Genomic DNA, 15,411 nt, shown 5'->3' with positions numbered 1-15,411 from the left:
GCTGATCAGAGATCCAACTGAAGGGTCTCCGCTGTGGAACTGCTGATTTCCTTCAGAAGCTGAGGGTCATCGTTGAGCAGTCGGCCGTAGGAGGGCACCATGCTCTCGAGTCGCGGTTTCCATGCATCGATCTGTCCGGGGAAACAACGCTCGAGCAATTTCAACATGATGCTGGGTGCTGTCGAGGCACCAGGGGAGGCACCCAGCAGCCCGGCGATTGAGCCGTCAGCTGAAGCGATCAGTTCGGTGCCGAATTGCAGCACTCCCTTGCCTGATTCGTTTTTCTTCATGACCTGGACCCGCTGGCCGGCAGTGATCAGTTCCCACTGATCCTGGTGAGCCTCTGGATAGAAGTCTTGGAGGGCTTCCACCTTTTTCTTGTGGGTCTTTGCCACTTCTTTCATCAGGTATGTCACCAGGGAAGTGTTTGAGGCTCCCACTTGCAGCATTGGCACCAGGTTGTGGCGGCGCACCGAAAGTGGCAGATCGAAGTAGGATCCGGACTTCAGGAAGTTCGTCGAGAATCCTGCGAATGGTCCGAACATCAGGGAGCGCCGACCCTCGACGAAGCGTGTGTCGAGGTGCGGCACAGACATCGGAGGAGCCCCGACAGAGGCTAGGCCGTACACCTTGGCGTGATGCTCCTGAGTGATGGCCGATTCTGTGGTGCGCAGGAACTGCCCAGAGACGGGGAAACCGCCGAAGCCTTTGATCTCGTCGATGCCACTGGCCTGCAGGAGGCTGAGCGCCCCGCCGCCCGCGCCGACGAAGACGAACCGAGCACTTGCTGAGAACTTTTCGCCGCTGGCGGTGTTCTTGACCTTCATGTCCCAACGGCCATCGTTGCCGCGGGCCAAACTGGAAACCTCATGGCTGTACCGCAGCTCGACACCCTGTGCGTCCAGGTGGCCAGCAAGTTGGCGTGAGATGGAGCCGAAGTCAACATCGGTCCCATCCTGGAAACGCGATGCGGCGACCGGGGTGTCGGTGTTGCGTCCTCGGGTCAGAAGTGGTGCCCAGTCGGCGATCGTGTCTGGGTCCTCAGTGTGTTCAATATGGGAGAAGAGCGGTTCAGCCCGCATGGCGTGGTAGCGATCACGCAGATACTGCGAGTTCTTCTCTCCCCACACGAAGCTAATGTGAGGCAGGGCGTTGATGAATGTGCGGGGCGATCCCAGCACACCTTCCTTGACCCAGTGGGACCAGAGTTGCCGCGAGACATGGAACTGATCCGCGATACCGCAGGCTTTTGCGGTCGAGATCTCGCCGTCGGTTCCACGCGGAGTGTAATTCAGTTCGCAGTAGGCGGTGTGACCGGTTCCAGCGTTGTTCCAAGGGTCCGAGGACTCCTGGCCGACGCCGTCGAGCTTCTCGAAAAGAGCGATATTCCAATCCGGCTGAAGTTCCTTCAGGATGGCTCCAAGCGTGGTGGACATGATGCCACCCCCGATGAGAATCACATCGAATCGCTGGGTGGCGTGGGTCGACGATGACTCGCTCACGGCAGGGGCTCCTCTAGTGGCAGACAGTGCAACTGATCTCTCAAGACTTTACCGCTGGCGCTTCACGGCAAGAAATTGTGTTTCGCAGATCACATGCCGGTGAGCCGGATCTCCGCGAAGCGTTCATTGAGAACCGGTGACATGGGGTAATCAGCAACCCGGGCGTTCAACGCCAGCCCTGAAATCGGGTAAGCCAGCGGCAAGGCGGGCAATTGGTCCTGGATCAGGTCAGCGGCATCGCGGTAGATCTCTGCGCGTGCTTCTTCATCAGCTTCAGCGCGTGCCTCATTGAGAAGATCGACGAGGTCTTCGTCGTGAAAGTTGAACTCTCGGCTGCGCTGTCCGAACAGCGGGGAGAGGAAGGCATGAGGCGACCGGAATCCGCCGTTGCGGCCGAGCAGATGCAGCGCTCGGGAAGAGTCGCCCATCACTTGGTCCACATAGCCGTCGCCCCAGCGGACGGGCCGGGGCCGAACGACGAAGCCAGCTGCAGTCAGGTCCGCGGCAATCGCGGCGAATACGGCCTCCGGTTGCGGCAGGTAGCTTCGAGTGGTGTTGATGGGGTAGAAGAAGTCCAGCGGTTCGTCGTCGTAATCTGAATCTTCCAGCAGTTCCTGGGCCTCCGAGAGGCTGTAACTGTACTGCTGAGCACTATCAGAGTGGACCGACAGTGCCGCCGGAGTGAACTGATAGGCGGCCCTGGAACCTTCCAGGAACAGCCTGTCGACCAGCTGTGGGCGGTTGATGGCTCGGGCTGCCGCCTCGCGAATTCCAAGATCAGACATGACGGGATGGTCGAGGTTGAAACCCATGTACAGGACCGAAAACGGATCACGTTGGAGAATCATGCGACCCGATTGAACCAGGGAGCGAAGATTGTCTGCAGTGATCAGGTCGTAGACATCCACCTGACCGCGCTGAAGTTCACGGAGCCGGTCAAAGGTGTGCGGCAGAGGGCGAACAATCACCTCAGCCGGGCCGTCCATTGAATCCCAGTAGTCGTCGAAGGCCTGAAGGATAAGCCGTGATGCGTCCTCGGACTCAGATTCGACAAGTTGGTAAGGCCCAGTACCCACCGGGGTTCGGGAAGCCAGGCCTGGATCGCTGTCCACCAACACTTCAGAGGAGGCGATGCCGAACGCTGGAAGGGTCAGCGCCTGCAGGAGGTAGACCACCGGTTCGGACAGAGTCAGGACAACTGTGTGGTCGTCCTCAGCCTCGACTGACTCCAGCACACATTCATCGCTGTCGTAGTACCCGCCGAAAACCGTGGGGAAAGCCAGTGGCGTCGATTGGCTGATGTTGCCGAAACCGTAGAGATAGTCCAACCGCCCCCAGCGTCGGAAGTTCTCGACTACTACATCTGCGGTCAACTCGGATCCATCGTGAAAGATGACATCTCTGCGCAGCGTGAATGTGTACGTCAGCTCATCGTCACTGATCTCCCACTCCTCTGCGAGTAAGGGATCGAACGAGCCGGTGTCCTGGTCGATACCCACCAAGGGTTCGTAGATCTGGCGGATAATCCGCTCAGTTTCCGCATCAGTTGCCAGACCTGGGTCCAGGGACTGTGGACGATGGATACCAGCTATCGTGATGGTGTCATCGTCAGCATCAACGTCGAGGTCGGGCCTCTGATCCGTTGCCCCGATCGAGGCCGTGTGAAGTGCAGCTGCTGCTCCGGCTGCCGACGTGGCGCCGAGAAACCGGCGCCGGGAGAGCCGGGAGAGAGTGTTCACGTGCGCGAGGGGGGACTTGAACCCCCACGTCCTAAGACACTGGAACCTAAATCCAGCGCGTCTACCAATTCCGCCACTCGCGCAAGGCGCTGCGCGTTGTGCTCACCCGCACGCCGCAGCAGCACACTAGTGTACAGCCCTTGCTGGAGGGCAATGCTCAATGCCTCGCTATGCCGCCAGTTCCTTGCGCAGGCGGGCCACGTGACCTGTTGCCTTCACGTTGTACTGGGCGACTTTTACCATTCCCTCGGCGTCCACCACCACGGTCGATCGGATGAGGCCTTCATAGACTTTGCCGTAGTTCTTCTTTTCGCCCCATGCGCCATATGCCTCGGCGACCGCATGACCTTCGTCAGAGAGAAGCGGAAAGCTGAGATCTTCTTTGTCCGCGAACTTCTTGAGGTCGGATACAGGATCCGGAGACACGCCCAGTACCTGGTATCCAGCCGCGTTCAATGATTCCAACGAGTCCCTGAAATCGCATGCCTGTGTCGTGCACCCGGGGGTGGATGCCTTCGGGTAGAAGTAGACAATCACGTCCTGGCCGCTGAAGTCCTCCAGGGACACTGTGCTGCCATCGGCGGAGGTCAGGGTAAAAGCTGGGGCTGTATCTCCGGGGGAGAGGCGTTCAGTCATGAAAGAGCTCCTATCATGGGGACGTTTCTGTGCTCCCCCGTAGACTATCGCCATGGTGATTCGCACAGAGCGCAGTCCTCAGGAAGAGCAGCTTGTTGCAGCATTCCGGGCGGTGTTCGATGCGTCTGTGATGAACTTCGGGTCGTACAACCTGCTCTACGCGGCAAACTTGTTCGGGAGGGAGAAGCATCCGGAACTGCTGCTGTCGAGCAGCGAAGCCCCAGCCGCCGAGCTCTCCGCGCAAGAAGCTGTGGAATCAGCAAGGCATCTCATCGTGGGGTATCGGCGCGAGCCTGCTGAATTGGTCCTCTGTCCTGTCGACCCGGCTGCGCTGCTTCCCCCGGATGAAGATGGCGCACCCCCCTCTCCACGAGTGCCGGTACTGGTCAATCTGACGAATCTCGCGGGTATGGCCTCTGAGGACACAACAGTCGAAATTGCTCTGTCCACAGGGCGGCGTGTGAAGCTAGATGTGCAGACCCTCGTCACCTTTGAGCAGATTCCGGGTGTCCCTCTTCATCAACAGTTTGATGTGGAGGACTTCTACACCTTCCTGGATCACTTCATGGACGTTGTGGAACGCAAACGAGGCTGAGACAAAGCTCACCTAGACGGCAATTAGCGCGAATCTGCCAGTGGTGCTAATGTTGTGTGTCGTTGCCCACCGGCTGGGCGACTTTCTTTGTGTCCTTGTTCTGCTAAACCAGGGCCTCTAGCTCAACTGGCAGAGCATCAGACTCTTAATCTGCAGGTTGCGGGTTCAAGTCCCGCGGGGCCCACGGAATAAGGAACACAAAGAGGAAAGCCGCTGGTCATGACGATCGGCGGCTTTCTTGGTTCATACGCGAAATTTTGCCGATTTGGGTGAGGATTCGCGGCCAAGGGTCAAGACACGGTACTGTTGACCGGTCCGTGTCCCGGAGTGCAGGATTTCTTCGGAGCAGCATGGTCTCCACGGGATGTAGTTCAGTTTGGTAGAGCGCTCGCTTTGGGAGCGAGAGGTCGCAGGTTCAAATCCTGTCATCCCGACAGTGTCCGAAGTTGGCCGCGTGCAGCGGCAGTGATCTTCGGCCTAGAACGTCAGAGGCCTGTTGTTCACCGCAGGTGGATCTGGCCCCAGTACAACGTCAAGTTTTGCAATCGCAGCAACAGGAGCCCATACGTGGTCAAGAGCACCGTCGAAGAACTGAATCCGACTCGAATCAAGCTCACCGTAGAGGTGTCCGGCGAGGAGCTCGAGCCCAAGATTAGGGCTGCTTATAAGAGCATCGCCAATCAGGTTCAGATTCCAGGCTTCCGCAAGGGCAAAGTTCCTGCGCCCATCATTGACCAGCGGTTCGGCCGCGAGGCCGTGATTCAGCAGGCGATCAACGACGGACTCCAGGAGTTCTACCAGGCAGGACTGGTCGAGGCGGAGATTACTCCGCTGTCCCGCCCTGAGGTAGAGGTCGAAGAAATCCCAGACGTCGAGACCAACGAGGGAACGCTGAAGTTCTCCGGTGAGCTCGACGTCAAGCCCACTGTTGAGTTGCCGGACTACTCCGGCCTCGAGGTAGAGGTCGAAGCCGTCGAAGCAGACGATGAAGCTGTCCAGGAAGAGCTCGATGCGCTGCGTTCGCGGTTCGGAACTCTTAAGGACGTCGAGCGTCCAGCGACGACCGACGATTTTGTCACAATCGACTTGACCGCGACCATCGGTGAGGAAGAAGTCGACAACGCTACCGGCCTCAGCTACCAGGTTGGCGCCGGAACCATGCTCGATGGTCTCGATGAAGCCCTCGAGGGGCTCTCCGCTGGTGAGGACGCCACCTTCAACTCCACGCTGGCCGGCGGCGAGCACTCTGGTGAAGAGGCAACCGCCAAGGTCACGCTCACAGCGGTGAAGGAGCGTGAGCTTCCTGAAGCTGACGATGACTTCGCCCAGATGGCCTCCGAGTTCGACACTATCGATGAGCTCAAAGAGGACCTGAAGAGCAAAGCAGCCTCCACAGTGCTGGAGAAGCAAGGTGTGGAAGCACGCGACAAGGTTCTCGAGAAACTGATGAGCCTGGTCGAGGTGCCCGTGCCAGAGTCTGTGGTGGAAGAGCAGATCAGTCAGCACTTCAGCTCGCAGGGCCACTCTGAAGGTGACTCCCACGACACCGATGACCACCGGGCCGAGATTCGCGAACAGACTTCAGAAGCCTTCCGCAACGAGATCGTCCTGGATCTCATCGCTGAGAAGGAAGAGATCGGCGTTGAGCAGGGCGAGATCATCGAATACATCGTCGCCACCGCCCAGCAGTACGGCATGGAGCCGAACCAGTTCGCCCAGATGCTCGACCAGGCAGGCCAAGTCCCGATGATCATGGGCGAGGTACGCCGGCGCAAAGCTCTGGCAAAGGTCCTGGAGCTGGCCACAGTCACCGACTCCGAAGGCAAGACCGTCGACCTCACTGAGTTCGTCACCCCCGCCGAAGAGCAGGAAGACCAGGATGCCGCTGAGGCTGTCGAGGCTGACGCCCCAGAGAGCGAGTCAGAAGAGGCCACTGAGGCTGACACCGACTCTGCTGAGGACCAGACTGAGGCTAAGTAGAACTTCTGGAACTGTGAAAGCGCCCCGTCCACTAGCGGACTGGGGCGCTTTCACATCTCTGGAGTGCTGATCTGCCGTGTGCCATGGGCGAACAGTCCAACGCAAGCGGTGTCGTCGTCGTCGGTCTCCAGTAATGTCATAGCAGAACCAGTCAGAGACGTATGGAGGAACTTGATGTCAGAGCAGCTGCCCACGGCCTCGAACGTGGACCCGGCATCGCAAGAGAACTACATCTACAACCGGCTCCTGAAGGAGCGGATTATCTGGCTGGGGTCAGAGGTGCGCGATGACAACGCCAATACCCTCTGCTCCCAGATGCTGCTGTTGTCCGCAGAGGATCCTGAGCGAGACATTTACCTGTACATCAACTCTCCGGGCGGATCCGTCACTGCAGGCATGGCCATCTACGACACTATGCAGTTCATTCCTAATGATGTTGTGACAGTGGCGACAGGCCTTGCCGCTTCCATGGGGCAGTTCCTGCTGTCATCCGGGACCCCAGGTAAGCGCTTCGCCACACCGAACGCTCGTATTCTGATGCACCAGCCCTCCGGCGGCATCGGCGGCACGGAATCCGATGTTCGCATTCAGGCTGAGCTGATCAAACACATGAAACAGGTCATGGCTGAACTCACCGCTGAGCAGACGGGGCAGTCCGTTGAGACGATCCTCAACGACAACGCGCGTGACAAGTGGTTCACCGCAGAGGAAGGCCTGGAATACGGGTTCTTCGACAAAATCGCTCAGCGCTCCTCGACCGTCTCCGGCGGCGGGGGAGTCTGAGGACAATCGACGACGCCGCGGAACCCCAGGACTTCACAGGAGACTTTGAGATGAATTTTGAAGCACGCTACATCCTTCCTTCCTTCGAGGAGCGGACCCCTTACGGTTTTAAGCGCCAGGACCCTTACGCCAAGCTCTTTGAGGATCGCATTGTGTTCCTCGGCGCCCAGGTGGACGACGCCAGTGCCGATGACATCATGGCCCAGCTCCTTGTGCTCGAGTCCATGGACTCCGAGCGTGACATCACGCTGTACATCAACTCTCCTGGTGGATCGTTCACCGCGATGACAGCCATCTACGACACGATGCAGTTCATTCGCCCTCATGTGCAGACCGTGTGCCTGGGGCAGGCGGCCTCCGCTGCCGCGGTGCTGCTCGCAGCTGGGACTCCCGGTAAGCGTCTGGCGCTGCCCAACGCCCGGGTGCTGATCCACCAGCCCGCTATGGGCGGAGCCAGAGGCACAGCCACCGACCTTGCCATTCAGGCAGATGAGATCCGACGCATCAGAACGTGGATGGAAGACGTTCTGGCCCAGCACACCAATAAGTCTTCAGAGCAGATCAAGGAAGACATCGATCGTGACAAGTTCCTCTCGGCTGCTGGAGCCAAGGATTATGGACTTGTCGACGAAGTGCTGAGCTCGCGCAAGCTCCCCGCCTAAAGTCGCTGCACCGACGGGGTCACCTGCCCGTGGCGGTTGCCGGGGAGGTCCGGGGTCTGAAGTAGGCTTGAGAGAGTCCCATAACGATCTGCACGGTGAGAGGGTTGCCCACACATGGCCCGAATAGGTGAAAGCTCGGACTTGTTAAAGTGCTCTTTCTGCGGCAAGTCGCAGAAGCAGGTGCGGTACAAGCTGATCGCGGGCCCCGGCGTTTACATCTGTGATGAGTGCATTGAGCTGTGCAACGAGATCATTGATGAGTACCTCAACGAGGTCCAAGAGACCTCCGAGGTTGAGTTGCCGACTCCCAAGGAGATCAAGGACTTCCTTGACGAGTACGTCGTGGGGCAGGACAAGGCGAAACGGTCGCTCGCGGTAGCCGTCCACAATCACTACAAACGGATTCAAGCTACCGGCTCAGCCTCAAAAACAACTTCCTTGGAAAAGGGGCCGTTCGATGAGGTGGAGATCGGTAAGTCCAATATCCTCATGGTCGGGCCCACCGGTTCAGGTAAAACTTACCTCGCGCAGTCCCTTGCAAGGAAGCTCCAAGTGCCGTTCATCGTCGCTGACGCGACGAGTCTCACTGAAGCCGGCTACGTGGGGGAGGATGTGGAGAATATTCTTCTCAAACTCATCCAGGCCGCCGATGGTGACGTGAAGAAGGCCCAACACGGCATCGTCTACATTGATGAGATCGACAAGATCTCCCGCAAGTCAGAGAATCCATCGATTACCCGTGACGTCTCGGGTGAGGGCGTGCAGCAGGCTCTGCTCAAAATTTTGGAGGGCACCACGGCCTCCGTGGCGCCGCAGGGTGGACGCAAACACCCCCAGCAGGAGTTCATCCAGATTGATACCTCGAATGTGCTGTTCATCGTCGCAGGGGCGTTCGCTGGCTTAGAGGACATCATCGAGTCGCGCGCCGGGCGGAAAGGTATTGGCTTCGGTGCGCCCTTGTCGACCATTGTCCCTGGCGATGCCAGCTACGCTGACGTCGAGCCTGAGGATCTTCATAAGTTTGGGCTTATCCCTGAGTTCATTGGGCGCCTTCCCGTGGTCGCCACGGTTGAGGAACTGGATGAGGCGGCTCTAACAGACATTCTGAGCAAGCCCAGAAACGCGCTGCTGAAGCAGTACCAGAAAATGTTCGCCATCGATGACGTGGAGCTTGAGTTCGACGATGACGCCATCAAAGCAGTGGTGGAACTGGCCCAGCTTCGAGGCACTGGCGCACGCGGGCTTCGCTCCATTCTGGAGAATGTGCTCAACCCCATGATGTTCGATCTGCCCAGCCGCGATGATATTGCGGTCGTGACGATCACTGGTGAGGTTGTTCGTGAGGGTGCAGAGCCGCTGCTGACCACGCGGGATGAGGCCAAAAAGCTCCGCAAGAAGTCCGCCTAACCTCACTCGGAGGGCCAGAAAAAGGCCGCTTAATTGACGAGTCAGTAACTGTTATCCGCTATGACTTCCGTTTATTGGCAACTGGTACTAATGTTCACTTTATAGAACGTGACGCGTGTCACCTCAACGAGGAGGTGTAGTACTGGTGAAAGCACGATCAGCAGGTGCGGCTGCCGCCGCAGCAGTTCTGCTCTTGGCAGGGTGCGGAGGCGATGACGGAGTCACCACTCTCACCTGGTATATCAATCCCGATGATGGTGGCCAGCAGGCGTTGGCAGAGAAATGCACAGAAGAGGCCGACGGCGCATACCGCATCCAAACATCCCTGCTTCCCATGGACGCCCCGGCTCAACGCGAGCAGTTGGCGCGGCGTCTCGCTGCCGGGGACTCGTCCCTGGATATTATGAGCATCGACCCACCCTTCATCCCGGAACTCGCGACCCCAGGCTTCCTTGCACCAGTCCCTGAAGACGTGGCCGAACGCACCACTGAAGACACGTTGGATGGCGCGCTGGCAGGAGCTATGTGGGGCGACGAGCTCGTCACTATCCCCTTCTGGGCCAACACACAGATCCTCTGGTACCGCGAATCTGTCGCGGAAGCCGCCGGGCTCGACATGGGCGAACCCGTCACCTGGGACGAGATTATGGATGCCGCAGCAGAACAGGACAAGTACCTGGGGGTCCAGGGGGTCCGAGCTGAGTCCATGACGGTATGGGTCAACGCCCTGGTGGAATCGCAGGAAGAGTCCATTCTGGTGGACCCATCAGCATCCGCCGAGGAGCTTGAAACCAATCTCGATTCTGAATCCGGAGCGAACGCCGCAAGTATCATCTCGCGAATCGGGCAGGAAGGCCTCGGAGGCCCCGGCATCGCTTCGATGGATGAGAACCAGTCCATGCTGCTGTTCCAACGTGACAACGGCTCCTTCATGGTCAACTGGCCATTCGTCTGGGCGGCGACCAACTCTGCTGCCGAAGAAGGCAGCATCGACGCTGATGTCCCCGATGACATCGGATGGGCGCTCTACCCCAGGGTCGACGCCGATACTCCAGCGGCCCACCCGCTGGGCGGAATCAACCTCGGAGTCGGCGCAGACTCTGAACACCCAGAACTGGCCTACGAGGCAATCGAGTGCATCGTAACCCCCGAGAACCAAGCGGAGTACTTCGTCACCAACGGCAACCCACCCTCCTCCGAATCAGCGTTCGACGATCCACGTGTGGAAGAAGACTTCCCCATGGCCGATGTGATCAGGGAAGCACTCGACAGCGCAGCGCCGAGGCCGCAAACCCCTTACTACAACGAAATATCCGAATCCATCCAAGGTCGGTTCACTCCGCTCTCCGGAGTCGACCCGGACACCACACCGGCAGAGACTGACTCATACATCATGGAAGTCCTGCGAGGGGAGCGTCTGCTGTGACTGCCACTGCCGAGAACACCCGCAAGAACGGACAGGCCACCAAACGCCCGCGAAAATCCGACCGCACTAAGGCCGAAATACGGCTGGGGTGGATGCTAGCCGGGCCGGCATTCTTCGTGATGATGGCGGTCACCGCCTATCCCATCGCGCAAGCGACTTTCGACTCCCTCTTCTCCTTCCGGCTCACCGCACCGGATGAGCGCTCGTTCGTCTTCCTTGACAACTATCTCCTGCTCTTCACCGACGGGATGTTCTGGAGGATATTCGGCGTCACCCTGCTGATCACAGTAGTGACCGTGGCAGTGGAGCTCGTCCTCGGTTTCGCGCTTGCGTTGGTCATGCACCGGGCTCTGAAATCCATGCGTGGGCTGCTGAGAACCGCGATCCTCGTGCCCTACGGAATCATTACCGTAGTCTCAGCCTTCGCCTGGTACTACATGTTCGACATCAACTCGGGCTTCGTCAACAGATGGCTGAGTTGGGTCCCCGGGATTGACAGCGATCTCGACTGGTTCTCAAACTTCGGGACCGCCATCACGGTCATCATGGCCTCCGAGATCTGGAAGACCACTCCTTTCATCGCACTGCTCCTTCTGGCTGGCCTGGCCCAGGTACCGGACGAATTGGTCGAGGCAGCCCGGGTCGACGGAGCGACGAAAGTTCAGCAATTCACTCGCGTCATCATCCCCAATATGAAGGCCGCCATCATGGTGGCTGTCCTGTTCCGCGCCCTGGACGCTTTCCGAATATTCGACAACGTCTTCATTATGACCGGCGGCGATGCCAATACCGAGGTCCTGTCTCTGCTGGCCTACAACCAATCGATCTCACGGCTCGAGATCGGCCTCGGCTCAGCCGTGTCAGTCGTCCTGTTCATCTGCGTGCTGTTGATGTGCGTGATCGCTGTGAAAGGTTTCAAAGTTGATCTCGCCAGTGGGACTGACTCATCCAGTGGCAAAAAAGATGGGGGGAAGTGATGGCCAGCTCAAAGCGCCTCACCGGCCGGCAGAAGATTGGCTGGGCAGTGACCACCGTCCTCGTCCTACTCTATGCGCTCTTCCCCGTGGCAGCTATCTTCGCCAACAGCTTCAAGACTCAAGCGGATCTCGGGAACCCCACGTTCTGGCCCGCCAACTGGACCTTGACGCACTACGAGATGATCTTTGTGGGCAGTGCGCAGGAACTGTTCCTGACCTCGTTGCGCAACAGCATCGGAATCACGCTGATAGCTACCTTCATAGCAGTGGTGCTGGCTACACTGTGTGCCTATGCCATTGCCCGGCTGAACTTCCCAGGCAAGCGCATCATTCTCGGAGCAGCGCTGGCGGTGTCCATCTTCCCGGTGATTTCCGTGGTGACCCCACTGTTCAACCTATGGCGGACAATTGGGCTCTACGACACCTGGCTGGGCCTCATCATTCCCTACCTGTCGCTGACTCTGCCGATCTCCATCTGGACCCTCTCCGCGTTCTTCCGGCAGATTCCCTGGGACTTGGAGCAAGCAGCGCAGGTGGACGGCGCCACCCAGTGGCAAGCCTTTCGCAAAGCCATCATTCCCCTCGCAGCGCCGGGAGTTTTCACCACCGCTATCCTGGCGTTCTTCATCGCATGGAATGACTTCGTCTACGGAATTTCGCTGACCTCGACCGAGTCTGCGCGGCCAGTTCCGGCCGCCCTGGCGTTCTTCCAAGGTGCAAGCCAATTCGAAGAACCCACCGGTGCAATCTCAGCGGCGGCGATTGTGGTCACCATACCCGTCGTCATACTCGTGCTGCTGTTCCAGCGGCGTATCGTCTCCGGCCTGACCCAGGGCGCGGTCAAGGGCTAGGGCTGTCAAGGGCCAAGGAAAGGAAACGACTCATGGCATCGATCACGATGAAGAATATCGTCAAGGAGTACGACGACGGCTTCCCGGCTGTCAACGATATTTCAATAGATATCGAGGATGGGGAGTTTGTGATCCTCGTGGGCCCCTCAGGATGTGGCAAATCCACCCTGCTGCGGATGATCGTGGGGCTGGAAGACATCACCTCCGGTGACATGCTGATCGACGGACAGCGAGTCAACGACAAGCCACCTCGTGAACGCAATCTGGCAATGGTGTTCCAGAACTATGCGCTCTACCCGCATCTGACGGTCTACGAAAACATCGCCTTCCCCATGCGCCTGGCCAAAGGAAAATTCAGTGAATCCGATGTCGAGGAAAAGGTCCAGAAAGCAGCAGGAATGCTGGAGCTGACCGAACACCTAGACCGGAAACCAGCGAATCTCTCCGGTGGTCAGCGCCAACGTGTCGCCATGGGCCGGGCGATCGTCCGGGAAGCCAACGCTTTTCTCTTCGACGAGCCGCTCAGCAACCTCGACGCCAAACTGCGCGGCCAGATGCGGGCAGAAATTTCGCAGCTGCAGCGCAACCTCAACACCACCAGTGTGTACGTCACCCACGATCAGACCGAAGCGATGACACTCGGCGATCGAGTGGCGGTGTTGAAGAAAGGACTACTGCAGCAGATCGCTTCACCCCGCGAGCTCTACGAGCAGCCAGCCAACCTCTTCGTTGCCGGCTTCATCGGTGCGCCGTCCATGAACTTCCTACCCGGGACAGTGGAGCGCAGCTCGACCGGGTCGATGTGTCTGAACACCCCACTAGGAGAGATTGAGCTTCCAGAGCATATTGCCGCGGCCGGACAAGGCAAAGACATTGTGCTGGCAGGTATACGTCCCGAGTTCTTCGCAGAAGCCTCAACAGTGGACGAGCACAAACGAGGCCGTGGATCTGTGGTGACAGCCGAACTGACGCACGTCGAGTGGTTGGGCAACGAGCAATACGGTTACATCAGCTACGAAAACGACCCTCGAGTGGTCGACACACTCCAGAGCCTCGCTCAGGATATGGACTCAGATGACCTACGTACCCAGCTGGTCGTCGCTCTGGACGCTATGTCGCGAGTGCGCGGCGGAGACTCCACCGATCTGTGGGTGGATACCCGAAGAATCCACCTCTTCGATCCTGCCACGGGGGAGAACCTCACACGCGACGCGGAGGCCGGCGCAGAACTCACTCGGTTGGCAGCCGAAGACCGCAAACGAGAGCGGGAGATGTCGGCGGCCAAGGCCCAGAAGTAGCCACGAAAGGGCCTCATTCCCACCTGAACAACGCGGCAGCCACCGCAGCGCCGACCACCGCGCTCAGAACGAGTACTGTCCAATTCTGCGCAGGCACAGCCTCGGCGACCCATGCGTGCTGGAACGCCTCCACCGCCGAGGCGAAGGGCAGCCAACCGGCGACCTGCTGCAACGAATCAGGTAGGTTCTCCACCGGACCGAACATTCCGCCCAAAGCTGCCAGCCCAAAGAATGCGATCAGCCCAATGGCCACAGCCGAGTTCGGTGTAGGAGAGACCGAAGCAACAATCATGCCCACGCCATACATCGCCGCGCAGGCGGCAAGGAGCACCGCAGCCGCGGTGAGGGGCGACTGTGGAAGGCTTGCGCCGAAGAACAGCACAGCCACCCCGTAGGCGACGCCGATTCCTACCAGGACCTGGATAAAGCTCACGACCATCTGCGCGACCAGGAGCATCGCTGGGGAGGCCGGGGTCACCGCGAGGCGCCGCAGCACCTTAGTCTTGCGGTACATAGCAAGGAAGCTGGGCATATTGATCACAGCAATCGTGGCGATGACCAGCGTTACCACCACGGGGAGCAAGTAGTATGACAAGACCGTGACGCCAGAAGGCAACTGCTGGTTCACGTCGTCGAATGAGATAGCCTGCATCACCAAGATCAGCAGTGGCAGTCCCAAAGGAACCACCAGACCAGCGGTATCCCGGACAGTCATCCGCGCCTCAGCCTGGGTTAGCCGGAGCCAAGCCACCGCCCCAGGCCTTCGTGGCTCAATGTGTGTGTCAGCTGGTGAAGTCATAGTGTTGAATCCTCGTTCTCCTCGTCGTGGATCTGTTTTCCGGTCAGCGACACGAAGGCGTCCTCCAGTGTGGCGGCCCCTGCTTTTTCGCGCAGCTCCTGAGGTGAACCCAGGGCGATGATGCGCCCGGCGTCGATCAGAGCCACCCGGTTGCAGAGCCGCTCCACCTCATCCATTGCGTGACTGACCAGGATGACCGTCTGTTCCTCCAGCGCCTCGATCGTGGCCCAGATTCGGCGCCGGGCTCTGGGGTCCAGGCCTGTGGTGAGCTCATCGAGGATCACCACTTGGGGTTGGCCTATGAGCGCCAAGGCTATGGAAAGTCGTTGCATCTGACCTCCCGAGAGGTTGTCGAACTTGGTTTTTGCCTTATCCAGGAGGTCCACCATCGCCAGAGCCTGCTCTGCATCTAGTGGATTCGGGTAGAAACTCCGGTAGAGGTCCACCAACTCGCGGGCAGTGAGGGCTCCATGCATGTACGCCTGCTGCAATTGGACCCCGAGGATCTGTCGCACTCTGGCCCGGTCGGCTAAGGGATCAAGCCCCCAGATCCGCACTGTGCCTTCAGTGGGAGTGCGAAGCCCAGCGAGCATCTCCACAGTGGTCGTCTTTCCTGCGCCATTGGCGCCGAGAATGCCGAAGGTCTCACCATGGTGGATTTCCAGACTGATGTCGTTGACCGCGGTCTTCTTTTTATAACGCTTCACCAGGCGGTCAGCTGTGATGGCTATGCGCGAGCTTCTGCTTGACATGGCC

General features: G+C 59.0%; 14 protein-coding genes and 3 tRNA genes. 11 read left to right on the top strand and 6 right to left on the bottom strand.

Annotated features, from left to right (window positions below; genetic code table 11):
- Positions 1-5: 5 nt before the first annotated feature.
- The 4 genes from FEF26_RS00515 to bcp form a co-directional block, all read right to left on the bottom strand.
- A complete protein-coding gene (locus tag FEF26_RS00515) occupies positions 6-1,529 on the bottom strand; it encodes a malate:quinone oxidoreductase (protein WP_138251571.1) in 1,524 nt (507 codons plus the stop codon).
- A 62-nt stretch (positions 1,530-1,591) separates the two neighbouring features.
- Positions 1,592-3,241 (bottom strand): ABC transporter substrate-binding protein, encoded by a 1,650-nt coding sequence (locus FEF26_RS00510; protein ID WP_138251609.1) that lies wholly within the window; start codon positions 3,239-3,241, stop codon positions 1,592-1,594.
- A 1-nt stretch (position 3,242) separates the two neighbouring features.
- Positions 3,243-3,324: transfer RNA gene (locus FEF26_RS00505), tRNA-Leu, on the bottom strand.
- 85 nt (positions 3,325-3,409) lie between these two features.
- Positions 3,410-3,877 (bottom strand): thioredoxin-dependent thiol peroxidase, encoded by a 468-nt coding sequence (bcp, locus tag FEF26_RS00500; protein ID WP_138251570.1) that lies wholly within the window; start codon positions 3,875-3,877, stop codon positions 3,410-3,412.
- A gap of 52 nt (positions 3,878-3,929) precedes the next feature.
- On the opposite strand from bcp, the gene FEF26_RS00495 reads away from it, so the two are divergent.
- The 11 genes from FEF26_RS00495 (at position 3,930) to FEF26_RS00445 (ending at position 13,856) form a co-directional block, all read left to right on the top strand.
- Positions 3,930-4,472 carry a hypothetical protein gene (locus tag FEF26_RS00495; RefSeq protein WP_138251569.1) on the top strand — a complete coding sequence of 181 codons (543 nt, stop codon included), beginning with the start codon at positions 3,930-3,932 and terminating at the stop codon, positions 4,470-4,472.
- Between the two features lie 111 nt (positions 4,473-4,583).
- A tRNA-Lys gene (locus FEF26_RS00490) sits at positions 4,584-4,656 on the top strand.
- Positions 4,657-4,832: 176 nt separating this feature from the next.
- A tRNA-Pro gene (locus FEF26_RS00485) sits at positions 4,833-4,906 on the top strand.
- Positions 4,907-5,039: 133 nt separating this feature from the next.
- Positions 5,040-6,452: a trigger factor gene (tig, locus tag FEF26_RS00480; protein WP_166432851.1), complete on the top strand. Its 1,413-nt coding sequence runs from the start codon at positions 5,040-5,042 to the stop codon at positions 6,450-6,452.
- A 174-nt stretch (positions 6,453-6,626) separates the two neighbouring features.
- Positions 6,627-7,235 (top strand): ATP-dependent Clp protease proteolytic subunit, encoded by a 609-nt coding sequence (locus FEF26_RS00475; protein ID WP_138251568.1) that lies wholly within the window; start codon positions 6,627-6,629, stop codon positions 7,233-7,235.
- A gap of 50 nt (positions 7,236-7,285) precedes the next feature.
- Positions 7,286-7,897 carry an ATP-dependent Clp protease proteolytic subunit gene (locus FEF26_RS00470; protein ID WP_138251567.1) on the top strand — a complete coding sequence of 204 codons (612 nt, stop codon included), beginning with the start codon at positions 7,286-7,288 and terminating at the stop codon, positions 7,895-7,897.
- Positions 7,898-8,011: 114 nt separating this feature from the next.
- Entirely contained in the window at positions 8,012-9,304 is a 1,293-nt protein-coding gene (clpX, locus tag FEF26_RS00465; RefSeq protein WP_138251566.1) for an ATP-dependent Clp protease ATP-binding subunit ClpX, read from the top strand.
- A 142-nt stretch (positions 9,305-9,446) separates the two neighbouring features.
- Positions 9,447-10,730 carry an extracellular solute-binding protein gene (locus tag FEF26_RS00460; RefSeq protein ID WP_424991711.1) on the top strand — a complete coding sequence of 428 codons (1,284 nt, stop codon included), beginning with the start codon at positions 9,447-9,449 and terminating at the stop codon, positions 10,728-10,730.
- The gene (locus FEF26_RS00455; protein ID WP_243730320.1) at positions 10,727-11,707 is read left to right on the top strand and encodes a carbohydrate ABC transporter permease; all 981 of its coding nucleotides are present in this window, start codon (positions 10,727-10,729) and stop codon (positions 11,705-11,707) included. Before FEF26_RS00460 ends, FEF26_RS00455 begins: the two co-directional genes overlap by 4 nt.
- Entirely contained in the window at positions 11,707-12,558 is an 852-nt protein-coding gene (locus FEF26_RS00450; RefSeq protein ID WP_138251564.1) for a carbohydrate ABC transporter permease, read from the top strand. Before FEF26_RS00455 ends, FEF26_RS00450 begins: the two co-directional genes overlap by 1 nt.
- Positions 12,559-12,590: 32 nt before the next feature.
- Positions 12,591-13,856: an ABC transporter ATP-binding protein gene (locus FEF26_RS00445; RefSeq protein WP_138251563.1), complete on the top strand. Its 1,266-nt coding sequence runs from the start codon at positions 12,591-12,593 to the stop codon at positions 13,854-13,856.
- Positions 13,857-13,869: 13 nt separating this feature from the next.
- On the opposite strand, the gene FEF26_RS00440 is transcribed toward FEF26_RS00445, so the two are convergent.
- Together FEF26_RS00440 and FEF26_RS00435 are read right to left on the bottom strand one after the other, a co-directional pair.
- Positions 13,870-14,655, bottom strand: a complete 786-nt coding sequence (locus tag FEF26_RS00440) for an ABC transporter permease (RefSeq protein WP_138251562.1) — start codon at positions 14,653-14,655, stop codon at positions 13,870-13,872.
- Positions 14,652-15,407, bottom strand: a complete 756-nt coding sequence (locus FEF26_RS00435; RefSeq protein ID WP_138251561.1) for an ABC transporter ATP-binding protein — start codon at positions 15,405-15,407, stop codon at positions 14,652-14,654. Before FEF26_RS00435 ends, FEF26_RS00440 begins: the two co-directional genes overlap by 4 nt.
- Positions 15,408-15,411 lie beyond the last annotated feature (4 nt).

Origin of the sequence: Nesterenkonia salmonea (genome assembly GCF_005771525.1) — a bacterium.
In the GTDB taxonomy this organism is placed as follows: domain Bacteria; phylum Actinomycetota; class Actinomycetes; order Actinomycetales; family Micrococcaceae; genus Nesterenkonia; species Nesterenkonia salmonea.
The sequence above is the reverse complement of the archived record's forward strand: the minus strand, read 5'-3'. Positions and strand labels throughout refer to the sequence as shown.

Coding starts and splice junctions, on each gene's coding strand:
- FEF26_RS00495 (WP_138251569.1), top strand. CDS start 3,930: ATGGTGATTCGCACAGAGCGCAGTCCTCAGGAAGAGCAGCTTGTTGCA.
- FEF26_RS00475 (WP_138251568.1), top strand. CDS start 6,627: ATGTCAGAGCAGCTGCCCACGGCCTCGAACGTGGACCCGGCATCGCAA.
- FEF26_RS00445 (WP_138251563.1), top strand. CDS start 12,591: ATGGCATCGATCACGATGAAGAATATCGTCAAGGAGTACGACGACGGC.
- bcp (WP_138251570.1), bottom strand. CDS start 3,877: ATGACTGAACGCCTCTCCCCCGGAGATACAGCCCCAGCTTTTACCCTG.
- FEF26_RS00470 (WP_138251567.1), top strand. CDS start 7,286: ATGAATTTTGAAGCACGCTACATCCTTCCTTCCTTCGAGGAGCGGACC.
- FEF26_RS00435 (WP_138251561.1), bottom strand. CDS start 15,407: ATGTCAAGCAGAAGCTCGCGCATAGCCATCACAGCTGACCGCCTGGTG.
- FEF26_RS00440 (WP_138251562.1), bottom strand. CDS start 14,655: ATGACTTCACCAGCTGACACACACATTGAGCCACGAAGGCCTGGGGCG.
- FEF26_RS00450 (WP_138251564.1), top strand. CDS start 11,707: ATGGCCAGCTCAAAGCGCCTCACCGGCCGGCAGAAGATTGGCTGGGCA.
- clpX (WP_138251566.1), top strand. CDS start 8,012: ATGGCCCGAATAGGTGAAAGCTCGGACTTGTTAAAGTGCTCTTTCTGC.